Genomic DNA, 13,030 nt, shown 5'->3' with positions numbered 1-13,030 from the left:
GGTCTTGGAGGACTCGGTCATGCTCACGCCTTCAACTACTCCTGATTACGAGCGTTTTTCAGGCTCTCGAATCTTGGCGGAGATGGTGGACGAGAGCATCCACCCCGCGATTGAGCGGGTGGACTGCGATTGGCAAGGCGACGTCCTGACACTGCGGGGAGTAGTTCCTACGTTCTACTTCAAGCAACTAGCGCAGGAGGCCGCCATTCGATTGCAAGGAGTTTCGCGAGTCGACAACCAGATCGAAGTTCGGGCGTCTGGCCGAGATTGGCACAGCCCTTAACAACGAGGGGTCGCCACACCGGCGCTACGCGGCAAGTGGCGACCATCCTCGTTGGATCGCTACGACCTTTGAGGTTGAGGAAAGGAGTTGGACAAATGGTCGGACTAACTGCACCACGGCCGAAGACCGCCCCCACCCGTTGGGAGGGTCCTCGCGCCCTGTACGACGAAATGGAACACATGGTTTCCCGACTTTGGGAGGAAGGCCCCGACGCCTTGTTCGGTGGGCGTCATGTTCCTTCGCTCGACATCGCCGAGACAGACGCGGCGGTCGAGGTGAAGGTCGATTTGCCTGGCGTCAAAGCCAAAGAGATCGACATTCAGCTCAACGGTAACATGCTGACCGTCAGCGGCCAGCGGACCTTCGAGCGCGAGGAAAAAGGCAAAACGTTGCACTACGTCGAACGACGCCAGGGCACGTTTAGCCGGACGGTTTCGCTGCCATGCCCCGTTGAGGAGGATGAAGTGGTTGCCGAGTATCGCGATGGCGTCTTGGTCATCACCCTCCCCAAAACCGAGGCGGCGAAAGCCAAGCACATTGCCGTTAAAACCTGAGGTAGGCGGACCCCGGGTCAATTACGGCTTGTTTCGGGCCCGGAAGCGCATGGGCACTTCCGGGCCTCTGTTATGATCTCGGCTTTTCGCGCAAACTGCGCGTCGGCCACACCGCTATCCATCACCTGCAGGCGTGATAGAATCGACCAATCATGGAACTCATTGGTACCCGCGCCACGGCTCGGCGCATTTTACGGCAGATCACGCCTCCCGTTCGCAAGCTGCTGATGTACTCAGCGCTCTGCTTGATCTTCGCCTACTTCGTAGCGTTCGTGCCCGAGTATTCGGGGCTCTCCGACGCAGGCCATCGCGCGCTGTTCATCCTGGTGCTTAGCGCCGGGCTCTGGATCACCGAAGCCATGCCGGCATTTTCGGTCAGCCTGTTGGCGATTGGTCTTTCGATCGCCATGCTCGGCCAAGACGCCGCCGGCAAACCCGACTGGGAAAAATACATCGCCACGTGGGGCAGCCCCCTGATCTGGCTGTTCTTCGGCGGCTTCGTCCTCGCCGCAGCGGCCAGCAAGACCGGCCTCGACGTTTGGATGGCGGGACAAGTCGTGAAACGGCTCGGTAGTCGCCCCGCCCTGGTGCTGATGGGCATCATGGGTGCGACGGCGCTGCTATCGATGTTCCTCTCCAACACCGCGACCGCCACGATCATGGTCGCCATTCTCACACCGATGCTGTGGGGGGACGAGCAGAACCGCCCCAAGGCCCGCGCGCTGCTCCTTGGCGTGACATTGGCCTCGAACCTCGGCGGCATGGGCACCATCATCGGCACGCCACCCAATGCCATCGCCGCCGGAGCACTCGCGCGCGCCAACGATGTCAACTTCGCCGAGTGGATGGTGTTCGGCATTCCCCCCGCGCTAGTGCTGCTCGGCATCACATGGGGTTACTTGGTGATGCGCTACCTGGGCAGGGGTGCCTTCACATCGTCACCTGAATTCGCCCTCAGCGCCACTCGCACGCGCCCGAATACCCACTACGCCCAAACGCTGCTGGTCGTCGTTACGTTCTTCACCACCGTCATTTTGTGGCTCACCAGCCCCTGGCATGGCCTGCCGACAACGGTCGTCTCGCTGATTCCGATTTGTGTCCTCACGACCACGCTGGTGCTCGATGCCGACGACGTGAAGGGACTGCCGTGGGACGTCCTGCTATTGATCGCAGGTGGTCTCTCGCTGGGCGTCGCCGTGAACGACAGCGGCCTCGCCAAGTGGATCGTCGCCCAGATTCCGCTCAGCGGGCTCAGCATGTTCGCAGTCGCCCTGGTGATGGCCTACGGTTGCGCCTTCCTGGCAAACCTGATGAGCCACACCGCCGCGTCGAACGTTATCATCCCCCTGGCACTGGCCTTGCTCGGCACCGAGTACTCGCGGTACGTCATCCCCATCGCCATCGCCGCTTCGTGCGGAATGTGCCTACCAGTGTCGACGCCACCCAACGCCATCGTCTACGGCACACGACAATTGGATTCCAAGGATCTGCTCTTCGCGGGTCTGATCGTGGGGCTACTCGGGCCCGTGATCGCCGTCGGCTGGACTTCGATTGCCATGCAGTGGGGCTGGTAATGCGTTAACCAGCGATGCCACCAAACGCGAGCCCAACCAGATAAGCCAGGCCCGCTGCGGCGCTACCGACGACGAACGTCTCGATCCCCGCGCGTATCCAGGACTCGTTGATGAACCAACTTTTGGCAGCCCCCACCAGGAAAAACGCGACGCCTGTCATTACGGCACTCGAAGCGTAAGGACTGCCGAGCGTTACGCCGAACAGTGGATGAACCAAGAATGGCAACAGCGGGATGATACCCACCAGCACGAACGCCAGCATCGTGACGCCCGCCGCACGAATCGCCGAAGGGCTCGTCAGTGGCAAACCCAACTCTTCGACCAACATGGTGTCGACCCAACGCTTGTGATCGGCGGTGATCACCTCGACCACGTGCTCTAGTTGCTCTCCTTCAAACCCCTTACCGGCGAAGATCTGCCGAATCTCCTCGCGCTCTCCCTCGGGGTATTTGCGGATGTGTTCCTCCTCCATCCGGCGAGCTTTTCTTCGCAACTCTTCCTCGGCCTTGGTCCCCAGGTAGTTGCTCGCCGCCATGCTGAAGCCATCGCCAACCAGATTGGCAAAACCCAGAATGATGATGACCCCCACCGAGAGCCCCGCCCCCGCCACGCCCGACACCACGGCAAAGGTTGTCACCGTGCCATCGATTGCACCGTACACAAAGTCGCGCAAGTAGCTATGCGCCATTGGCGCCTCGAGCCGAAGGCGAATCCGCTCGGGCGTATGCGCAGCCTTGAGTTCAGCTTTGGAAGTCTGCGGCTTGGAGTGATTTGGCGTCGACATCCATGTATCGTATCCCCCAAGATGCCGGCGGGGCAGGGACGAGCGTGGCATTTAACCCTATTTTGAAAGCTCAAAACGCGAAGCACAGTTTCGAGCCGTCCAACAATCAGCGCCTAAACATCACCTTATAGCGGCAGGGCGCAAGCCCTCCGGCCTGTCCCTGTGACATTACTCCACTACAGATAGAACAGTTAGAGAACAACAGGAGCAAACGGAGAAAACAGAGAAGGACAGGAGAAGAAACCGCTTATCCACGCTGGTGGACGCTAATCAAAAACCTCGAAGCGATCCCGAGGATTTGCACCCAACTTTAACCTTGAATTTCTTCGTTTCCTTCTGTTCAAAATTTATTGGAACAGAACGGAACAAAGGAAACGAAGAAGAATGGGGTTCCATCAGCGAAGATTAGCGTCCATCAGCGGTCCGTCTTCCCGCTAACCTTCCTACGCCCGACCCTAGCGCTCAAACCAACTCGCCCGGCTCGATCTGGTACTTCTCTAGCAGTCGGTACAAACTACGTCGACTTACTCCAAGTGCCTTCGCGGCGCGAAGTTTGTTGCCCCCCGCGTGCTGCAGCGCTTGCACCACTCGCGCGCGGGTTAGGCTAGCGAGGTCGATCTCCGGCGCGACGATCGTTGACGCCGCGGGCGAGTGGCCACCCAACACTTCTGGCGGCAGGTTCTCGCGCCGCAGCACTTCGTCGTCCGAAAGAATCTTCGCCCGCTCGATCGCGTTGATCAATTGCCGCACGTTGCCAGGCCACGAGTACTTGGCGATCGCGTCGCGGCACTCGGCGTTGAACTCCCACCCCCGCCCAGCAAAGTGATCGGCCAGCAGCAGCACGTCGTCGGTCGTTCGTGCCCGCAGCGTCGGAAGCACGATGGTCATCATGTTGATGCGATAGTAGAGATCCTCGCGAAAACGCTTCGCTTCGACCTCGACGGCCAAGTCGCGATTCGTGGCGGCGATCAGACGCACGTCGACGTGGCGTTCCTTGAGCGATCCCACGCGCCGCAACGAACCATCTTCGAGCACCCGCAATAGTTTTGGCTGCAGGGCAGGGGAGAGCTCGCCGATTTCGTCGATGAACAGCGTCCCGCCATCCGCCACCTCGAACAGTCCCGGCTTAGAACTCGAAGCTCCGGTGAACGCTCCCTTCTCGTGACCAAACAATTCGCTTTCGAGCAGCGGCTCGGGGAGCGCCGCGCAGTTGATCACCACCAGCGGCTTGTCCGCGCGGCAACTCGCCATGTGCAGCGCGCGAGCCACCAACTCCTTACCCGTGCCACTCTCGCCTTGAATCAAAATCGGTTTATCACTCGGGCCAGCTCGCTCGACCAGGCGATACACTTCCTGCATCGCCGGCGAGTTGCCAATCATCCGGTGCTTGGGAAGGTCGCGCTCGATGATCGCGCGAAGCTGCGTGTTCTCCTTGCGAATTTTCGAAGCATCGCCCGCCTTCGCCACCACGGCTTCGAGCTGTTTCATCCGTACGGGCTTACTGAGAAAGTCGTACGCTCCCAGTTTCATCGCCTCGACCGCCCGCTCGATAGTCCCTTGCCCGGTGAGCAGGATCACTTCGATCTCGGGATTGTCCTCTTTGATCTTGCCGAGCAGCTCTAGACCGGTCATCCCCGGCATCACCATGTCGACCACCGCCACGGCAAACCCACGCCCGGCAAGCGTCTCGAGCGCCGCCTCGCCACATTCGGCGCTAGCCACGCGGTAACCCAGAGAAGTGAAGTACGACTGCATCGCCTCACGGAGCTCGGTGTCGTCGTCCACGAGCAGCAGGTCTAGTTTGGAGTCTGGCATGGAGGGCAGGTAAGCTGGCGCGGGGAATCTGCGAGGCTGCTACGGAAGCAACCTTTGTCAGGCGAGTGCTGCAACTTGGGTGCCGATGGCAAAATGCGACAATTTCGCATCGGCAAGCGATCCGAACGGGTGTGCAAGCGTGTGCCACACGCCAGTTGCCCACCACCACCGTGCGTTATCGCTCAGTCCATCGTAGCATCTAGGGCCTTACCAGCGAAACTAGCCCCGCGACTCCTGTTTCAGCCGATCGACCAGCATCGTATCAGCGATAAGCTGTAGCACGTGGTACGTGATGATGGGAAGCGCCGCGAGGCCACCAAACATCAGGGCGACTTCCAGCCCGATCATCAGCGTCTTCTGGCTCCCCGAGATCGCCACCGCTAACTGATCGCCCCGCGGTGCCCCCAGAACTCGGCTGCCGTACCAGCCCATCGCGAACAGAAGCAAATGCAGCGCAAGGGTCACCACGCCGAGCCCCAGCCATGCCAGAGGACCGAGTTCCGCGGGATCGATCTCGCGGAGCATCACCCCGGCGCTGATCGCGCTAAAGAACACCATCACCAGGATGCCAAGTTGCGCGACGACGCTGAGCACCACGCGGTACTTGGCCGCAAGTTCAAGCACCAATGTCGAGCGCCTCATCACCTGCGCCGCCGCCACAGGCACGAGCACCAGCACGACGATCACTTCCGAGATTTCCCGCGCATCGACCTTCACGCTCGCGTCCGACAGCAACCACAACCATCCGGGCAGCACCAAGAAGCAGGCGAAGTGAGTCACTAGCGTCACGAACAGCGCGATCGCATCGTTGCCACCACCTCGCCGCGTCCACACCGCCGCCGACGCCTGCGTGCAGGGAACGCTCGCCGCGATGAGTAACCCCATAGCGAGAGGCTCGGGCAACAGTCGCCCCAGCGGCCAGGCGATAAGCGGAGCCACGACCATGCTCAGCACCAGCGCGAGCCCCACGGCATAACCACTCCGCGCCGCGCGGGTGAGCTGAGTAAACGACATCGGTAGCGCGGTCACGAACATCACCACCGCCACCACCCACGACCGCGGAAGGTCCAGCAGCCCCTCGAGCCACGGCGCACCCCCCATCCCGACCGCCAACACCAACCCCAACAGGAGCAAAAACCAGTGGCGTTCGAAAAAGGACATGAAGGGGAGTTCCAACTCAGCAGAAACAGTATCGCGGTGCAGCCCCTACCTTGTCGACCAGATCGCCAGCCCCGTCAAGTGCCTTCACCGCGCCAACCCTCCACTGTTCCCAGTCCGAAACAATTTCCCGCAAAATGGCCACACGTACACGTTGGCCATTGACAACAACGTGTACATCTGATACAATACATCCTGTTAATCGCACGCGTGGGGCGTGCAATGGGTGTAGGCCGTATCAAGCCTGCGCCGATACGGCAATTCACGGCCGGCCATTTTGTGAAGCGTTGCCATCCGTGTCATTTCGACAGGAGCGCAGCGACTGAGAAATCTCGCTTCCAGTAGTACGCGTAACGTCACTTCGAGTCCTGTTACGCGAGTCGGAATGCCTCACTTCGTAGCATGGCCGCCCCGGCCGTGTCCAACATCGCACTCACGTAAATACACGGTCGAGGCGACCATGCTACGCGCTTGGCGTCGTAGCGTCTTTACGCCTTGGCGTGAGGAACAAAACCACGCTGCGCCAAACCAGCTGGCAATTAAAAGGTCAGAACAACTTCGACACTCGAAGCGCCGCACGCGGCGCAGGCTTGATACAGCCTACGCACTCACCATGAGATAACCAACACCAATGGCGAACGAGATCCTTCAGTCGCTGACGCTCCCTCAGGATCACATGACTTCCAAGGATCCATCCTCAGTCCCCCTTCCACATTCCACCCTCCCCCTTAGTAAAGTCGCACCTGCGGGTTACCCCTGCGACTTTACTCTTTTCGAACGAAAGAGCGAACGATGACTTCACCCGAAAAAACACGGCACTTTTTGAAGCTCGCGAGAGACGCGGCAAAAAATAAAGTCGCACTCAATGCAATATCGGGCGGAGTGCGACAAAACGTCGAGCGAGCTACTCGGCCTTCGCAAGATCCGCCAAGCGGCGGGCTCGCACCTTATTGCCCGCTGCCTGAGGGCCTGTGCTTGACTCTAGGAGCTTCTGCGCACCAGCCACATCGCCCTTGGCTTCCAAGGCCCGCGCGCGATTGTACTGCGCACCTTCGCGCCAGTCGTCGAACGCAGCCGCCTTTTCGAGCCAGTTCTCGGCAACCTGGAAATCACCACGGTCAAACGACAACAAACCTTGCCAGTAGGTCGCGTTCTGCTTCGCGGCAGTCCAAGCTCGGCGTACATCGTCGGACTGAAGGGCCTCGATCGTCGCGTCGGTCGGGCGAACCGATTCGCTCGTGTAGAGCCGGCCCGCGTCCCGCTGGTCGTCGATGGTCGTTTCCAAGTTGCCACGGCTGGCGTCGATCGACTGCCCCGAGTCGCCGCGGAATGCGAGCAGTCTTGCCTTCCACAAATTTGGCTTATGCACGAATGGCTCGAACGCCAAAGCCGCCCGCGTCCGCGTGTTGAGCGAAGCATTCAACTGATCGGCGAGGATTTGAAACGGATAAGCCCACAACGTCACCGAACTCACCCCTGGCTGCTCCTTGAGCTTCGCGGCGAGCGCGTCGGCGTCGACGTACATGAACAACGCCGCATCGCCTGTGAGTCGCTCCTCCAGCAGCGCTGCGCGGCGAGACAACGTGAGCGGATCCGCCACGATTTCGAGCTTGAGTTCGGCGAGCTTAGCATCCTTGGGCAGGTACGGTGCGTCTTCCAGGTTCAACTCGTCCAGCAGATCCGGCTTCTCGACCACTTCGCGAAGCGTCGCCGTCTGGCCCGCATCGTTCAGAATCGCCAACCCCATCTGAGGATCGTAAAGTTGCAACTCGTCATCCACGACCGCTCCGCACCACAGCGGGCCTGCATCGCCACCGACGCGAACCAGCACTACCGGAATGCCCTGCTGACGACACAGATCGGCGAATACCCACGCACGACCTTCCGCCGACGCACGACCATGCACGAGCGATTGCCACGGGAGGAAGGGCGGAAGCTTCTCGCTCGGCAGTTCGAGCTGCAAGTTACGAACCGTCCAGTCGAACAAGCGATCGGCCCGCGCCCGCGGCTCGAACACGTCGGCCGTTACCCAGTTGCTAATGTCGCGGGCCCAGGTCGCTTCCTGCAGCAACCGGCCCTCGTACCCCTGAGCTTGCACCGCGCGGAGCTCTTCGGTGGGGAGCGAGAAAGCGGAGCGATCGAGCGCTTCGACACTGGCCAGAAGTCCCAGCTTCTCGTCCTTGCGGAGCGATTCGGGGAGCGTGTCGAGCAGCTTGGTAGGGGTCCACGCGACCGTGGCACCCGTCTGCCGAAGCCACTGGTTCAGACGCTCGACAATCTGCTCGGTGGCCTGCTGATCGGGACTTGGTTCCCACCCCAAGAGCGGCACGCCGCGCACGGCGTATCGTCGCAGGTCGAGCACCAACTCGCTGAATCGCGAGTCGCGATAGCGAAGTACTTCGAGTCGCAATGGAGTGTCGAGCGGCAGTCGCCCCAACTCTTCCTCGTTGAGCGCCGACAAATCGACCATCAGCGTGTTGGAGTCGATCACTTGCGCCACGGGGAGTTCAAACGCCGTGACCGAAAGGATTTCGCCCTCGTCGCTCATCATCTCGTTGACCATCGCGTCGATGACTTCTTGCCGCTGTGCTTCGGGCAGACGCATCACTTCGCGCATCTGCTCGGGCGAGAGTTGCTGGCGCCCTTGATTGAACTCGCTTTGAATCTCCGACTTTTGATTGGCGTACCACTTCACGAAGTCGCCCGCACGCACGCCCACTTCCTGAAACCGAGCATTGCGTCCAGGGACTTGCAGCAGGTTGTAAACCGGCGGGCCGGTGGTGGTCGACGAGACGAGCGCGGCCATCACGTCCTGCCCGTCGCTGCTATGACTGGAGTCGAGGATCACCGACGGCGGGCGGAGCTCGGTAATCGAGAGTTCGGGAAGGTCCGCGAGTTGATTTGCCGCGGTCGCGAGGAGTGTCTGGCTGCGTTCGTTACTGGAAGTGATCTTGCCAGAGCGACCCGACGAACCAACGCGTCGATTGTCGCGATTGCAACCACCTACGGCGATCGATCCAACGACCGCGACGAGCAGCAAGGCCGAGGCGGCCAACTTGCGGGGAGCGTTTTGCATGAGGAGCCCAGTTCCGACTTGCTTGATTCCGACTTATTGAAACTCACTCACCAAAACCGCGCACCAATTCTCGAAGCGCCACGAGTCGTTCGATCATCGCTGGCAGCCGATCGAGCGGCACCATGTTCGGGCCATCGCTCGGCGACTTGTCGGGGTCGGGATGCGTCTCGCAAAATATCGCGTCGCACCCTACCGCTACCGCAGCTCGGGCCAAAGGTTCAACCATCGCTCGATTGCCACCCGTCGTCGCGCCGAGTCCACCTGGCTCCTGCACGCTGTGCGTCGCGTCGAACACCACAGGAACTCCCAGCTCGCGCATCTTGGGGATCGACTGCATGTCGTTCACCAGCCGACCGTACCCGAAAAACGTGCCCCGCTCGCACAGCAGGATGTTGTCGCACCCAGCGGCGGAGAGCTTGCCGACCACGTGTTTCATGTCCTTGGGGGCAAGGAACTGCCCTTTCTTCGCATTCACGGCCTTGCCGGTTCGCGCCGCGGCGATCAGCAGGTCGGTTTGGCGGACCAGAAACGCCGGAATCTGGATCAAATCGCAGACTTCGCCCACCGGTACTGCCTGCGTGGCGTCGTGAATGTCGGTGGTGGTCGGCAGGCCCGTTGCTTTGTTAACCCGCTCGAGAATCCGCAGACCTTCCTCTAAACCCGGACCACGGAACGAATCGATGCTCGTCCGATTTGCCTTATCAAACGACGCCTTGAACACCAGCCCCACGCCCGTACGCTCGGCCATGGCGACCAGCTTCTCGGCGATCGCCAGGGCCGCGTCGGCCGTTTCCAGCACGCACGGGCCGGCGATGACGAGCAGGGGTTCGTCGGGGCCACAACGAAGCGAGCTAATCTGGGCGGGAATATTCGTCACGGTCGGGGCTCGCGGGTTAGAAATCCATTCTGGGGTCGAAATCCTGGCGACTCTCGGATGTCTCAGGCCGTTCGTAAATGATGACCGACCCCCGCCCGACCATCAATCCCGCTTACGGCATCGCTTACTCCCCGGCTGCGAATCCGAGACGCGTGGCAACTTCCGGCGTCACAATGACTTGCAGGCGTTCGGGCAGGGAGTGGATCTCCACCGGCAGCATCCCTCCAGGGTCTCCATCTACCTGGAACGGAATCGATGCGCCATCCGCGCTCTCGATGCGAAATCCAGTTCGACGGGCGGTGTAAACGTGGTCGAGCAAATGATGCCGGCGGGCGAGCACGTGCCCCAGGTACCACAGTCCCGATTGCAGGGTGCCGCGCTCCAGCACGCAGGCGTCGAGCAACCCGTCGGTCCCGACAGCGCCGGGGGCGATCGGCAGGTTCATCGCGTAGCGGGGCAGGTTCATCGCGAAAGCCCAGGTGCCTTCGGCGGTGAACTCTTCGCACGAGTCGTCGAGCGAAGTCACTCGCAGCTTGGGGAATTGATAGCCACCAATCGACTTGAGCAGCGGCAACGCGTAGGCCAAGTGGGTAATATTGCCACGGCGATGCTCGTGAACTTGCCGAACCACCTCGGCATCAAGCCCGGCGCTAAACACGATGGAAAACAGCCGATCCCCGGCCCGCGCTGCGTCGAGCGCCACCACCACGCCACGCGTCAGGAGGTCGACCACGGACTTCGGCGTGCGGAGGTGCTGCAAGTAGCGAGCCAGCAGGTTCTCGGTCCCCAGCGGCAGCACCGCGAGCGGCGTGCCGAGGGGTGTGTGGTTGAGCGCGGCGGCGATGGTTCCGTCGCCACCCGCAGCCACGACACCTCGAAGCGCACCATCGCTCAGCAAGCGCTGGGTCGCGTCGTGGAGTTCGGCAAGGTCGTTGATCACCTCGACTTCGAGCCGTTCCGCGGCGAGCGCCGCGATCACTTGTTCGACGATCGCCCTTCCGCGACCCGCCCCCGCCTTGCGGTTCACCAACATCAGCACCTTCGCCGCCGCGGGGTTGAGCGACCGCGACTTCCTCGGCGGGGCAAAGCTGGCGTGGGGCGTGGCGTCGGGCATACCGCTCGTCGATTTCCTCAACTTGTGTCTCAACTTGAGAACCACCCTGCGGCGTGTGGCTCGAGGTCGACGGTGGCTCGACCCAGGCGAGCGGCACCTCGCCACGCTCGCAAGTACTTGATTCGTAACACCTTACCACGGCCGAGTCTCATTTTGAACCAGCATCACCGCCTATTCGCTTCTGTTCCCCGCATTTGTACCAGGGGCCTTCATCGTGCAGCAGTTTACCCCCGCGAAATGGCGCATTGGGCGAGTTTCCAACGGGACCGCGAAGGAGCACGATTGAACGTTCGAAAGAATTTTCGTCTCACACTAAAGCGTTGTCGCCCAAGTAGTTGCGACGAGCTTAGCAGAGCCAACTCATGGTGTTGTCAGACATGTTGGCACAAGAGGTGCCTTATAAGGGGCTGTGGTTCGACGGCTAACAGAGCTTTCGAACGACCTACAACCTGCTGGCCCGCGGGGCCTCGAATGAATTTTGGTGTGACGGTTGACTTGCCCCTGACCGTCATGCCAGCTCGGCGTGTGTCCGGCTCATTCGAGGCCCGCTTTTTTTGCGCGGTACAAGAGGCCAGCAATCGAGCCAAGCACCACGAACATGGCGATCGATTTTGGCTCAGGGACTTGGGTGGAAGCGAGCACCGTGCCGGGGAGAGATCGCCCCAGATTGTCCCGCCACACGGTGTAGTCAGCGAGATCGACCTTGCCGTTCCCATTGCCATCCGAGTCCAACGTCGTGGCCGAGCCGAACTGGGTTTTCCACCACAGGTAGTCGGCCGCGTTCACAACGCCGCTCGCGTTGAAGTCGCCGGGGAGATTCATAAGCTGGCCGTCACCGAGGTTCTGCTGCATGATGGTCAAATCCGCATTGTTGACCAAGCCATCTCCGTTCGCGTCTGCGGTCAGGTTCGCGGTCGAAAAATCTCCCTGTCCCGCTGTCCAGACTGCTTGGTCCGCGGCGTTCACAATCCCATCGAGATTGAAATCGCCGGTCACCAGCGGCACGCGGACCCATTTATAGAAGATAGGGGGCCGCCAACTTGGGGCGCTCGACGTGCCAAAGTTAGCGATCGGGGCTGTTGCCACTCCCGAATTTACTTGCCCTGGAAAGACGGCAGACGCTGTCGGCAATGTGGCCAATTGGTTCAGAGAGGACATGCCCGTGCTGACTTGCCCAAATACCGTGTAGGGACTCGCTGGATTCCCAAATGCAGAAGAGTTGTCCGTTACGTTGATGAACCAACCGACCGTCGCGCTATCGAGTGCCGCCGTTCGTGCCGCGGCTATTGTGCCAGGAGAATTGGTAAGTCCATTGCTGACGTCGTACTCGTTCTTGATCTGGCCGAACAGCGACTGCATCCCGTAGAGATGCATGGCCGAGGGACTGAAGGGCTGCGGGTAGTAGAAACTGCCGCCTTGGATGAACTTTGCAGATCCCGACGCGGAGCGGTGCGAGTAGGAACCATCGTACGTTCCGATATCGACGTACCGAAGGAAGTTGGCTACGTGCCGTGGAGAGGCCTCGCCGAACAAATCGAGCTCGGCTACGCCCCCGTCCCAATAGAGGCGGACGCGGTGCGTTACTTGAGCCGCATCGCAATCCACCTGAGCAGCGGCGGCGAGTGCGAGAAACGACATAACCACAACCTGAAGCACGCCACGCAGGCGCTGACGGCGAAGAGGGGTGGGCATGTTGTGTATCGCTCTCGGTGTGCTCTTCCAGTTCCAAACCTCCAGCCTACTTGTGCCCCCCCAATCTGTCCACGATTCGGAGAGTGTTCCGCGAGCCAATAGG

Annotated in this window: 10 protein-coding genes; 3 read left to right on the top strand and 7 right to left on the bottom strand. The window is 60.8% G+C overall.

Annotated elements, in window-relative coordinates:
• The first annotated feature begins 19 nt into the window (after positions 1-19).
• The 3 genes from SH292x_RS08890 to SH292x_RS08880 all read left to right on the top strand — a co-directional run bounded on the left by SH292x_RS08890 (position 20) and on the right by SH292x_RS08880 (position 2,411).
• The gene (locus SH292x_RS08890; protein WP_442485245.1) at positions 20-283 is read left to right on the top strand and encodes a BON domain-containing protein; all 264 of its coding nucleotides are present in this window, start codon (positions 20-22) and stop codon (positions 281-283) included.
• A 95-nt stretch (positions 284-378) separates the two neighbouring features.
• A complete protein-coding gene (locus SH292x_RS08885) occupies positions 379-837 on the top strand; it encodes an Hsp20/alpha crystallin family protein (protein WP_442485244.1) in 459 nt (152 codons plus the stop codon).
• A 152-nt stretch (positions 838-989) separates the two neighbouring features.
• The gene (locus SH292x_RS08880; protein ID WP_442485243.1) at positions 990-2,411 is read left to right on the top strand and encodes an SLC13 family permease; all 1,422 of its coding nucleotides are present in this window, start codon (positions 990-992) and stop codon (positions 2,409-2,411) included.
• 4 nt (positions 2,412-2,415) lie between these two features.
• On the opposite strand, the gene SH292x_RS08875 is transcribed toward SH292x_RS08880, so the two are convergent.
• The 7 genes from SH292x_RS08875 to SH292x_RS08845 form a co-directional block, all read right to left on the bottom strand.
• On the bottom strand, positions 2,416-3,195 hold the full coding sequence (locus SH292x_RS08875; RefSeq protein WP_442485242.1) for a VIT1/CCC1 transporter family protein: 780 nt from the start codon (positions 3,193-3,195) through the stop codon (positions 2,416-2,418).
• A 462-nt stretch (positions 3,196-3,657) separates the two neighbouring features.
• Positions 3,658-5,010 (bottom strand): sigma-54-dependent transcriptional regulator, encoded by a 1,353-nt coding sequence (locus SH292x_RS08870; protein ID WP_442485241.1) that lies wholly within the window; start codon positions 5,008-5,010, stop codon positions 3,658-3,660.
• 219 nt (positions 5,011-5,229) lie between these two features.
• Positions 5,230-6,171: a bile acid:sodium symporter family protein gene (locus SH292x_RS08865; protein WP_442485240.1), complete on the bottom strand. Its 942-nt coding sequence runs from the start codon at positions 6,169-6,171 to the stop codon at positions 5,230-5,232.
• Positions 6,172-7,072: 901 nt separating this feature from the next.
• The gene (locus tag SH292x_RS08860) at positions 7,073-9,244 is read right to left on the bottom strand and encodes a hypothetical protein (protein WP_442485239.1); all 2,172 of its coding nucleotides are present in this window, start codon (positions 9,242-9,244) and stop codon (positions 7,073-7,075) included.
• Positions 9,245-9,287: 43 nt separating this feature from the next.
• The gene (kdsA, locus tag SH292x_RS08855) at positions 9,288-10,121 is read right to left on the bottom strand and encodes a 3-deoxy-8-phosphooctulonate synthase (protein ID WP_442485238.1); all 834 of its coding nucleotides are present in this window, start codon (positions 10,119-10,121) and stop codon (positions 9,288-9,290) included.
• 124 nt (positions 10,122-10,245) lie between these two features.
• Positions 10,246-11,235, bottom strand: coding sequence for a diacylglycerol/lipid kinase family protein (locus SH292x_RS08850; RefSeq protein WP_442485237.1), 990 nt, complete (start codon positions 11,233-11,235; stop codon positions 10,246-10,248).
• Positions 11,236-11,769: 534 nt separating this feature from the next.
• Positions 11,770-12,927 carry a peptidylprolyl isomerase gene (locus tag SH292x_RS08845; RefSeq protein ID WP_442485236.1) on the bottom strand — a complete coding sequence of 386 codons (1,158 nt, stop codon included), beginning with the start codon at positions 12,925-12,927 and terminating at the stop codon, positions 11,770-11,772.
• Positions 12,928-13,030 lie beyond the last annotated feature (103 nt).

It is taken from the genome of Aeoliella fuhlenseeensis (assembly GCF_052161615.1).
In the GTDB taxonomy this organism is placed as follows: domain Bacteria; phylum Planctomycetota; class Planctomycetia; order Pirellulales; family Lacipirellulaceae; genus Aeoliella.
Note: the sequence above shows the minus strand (reverse complement) of the source record. Positions and strands in the feature narration are given on the sequence as shown.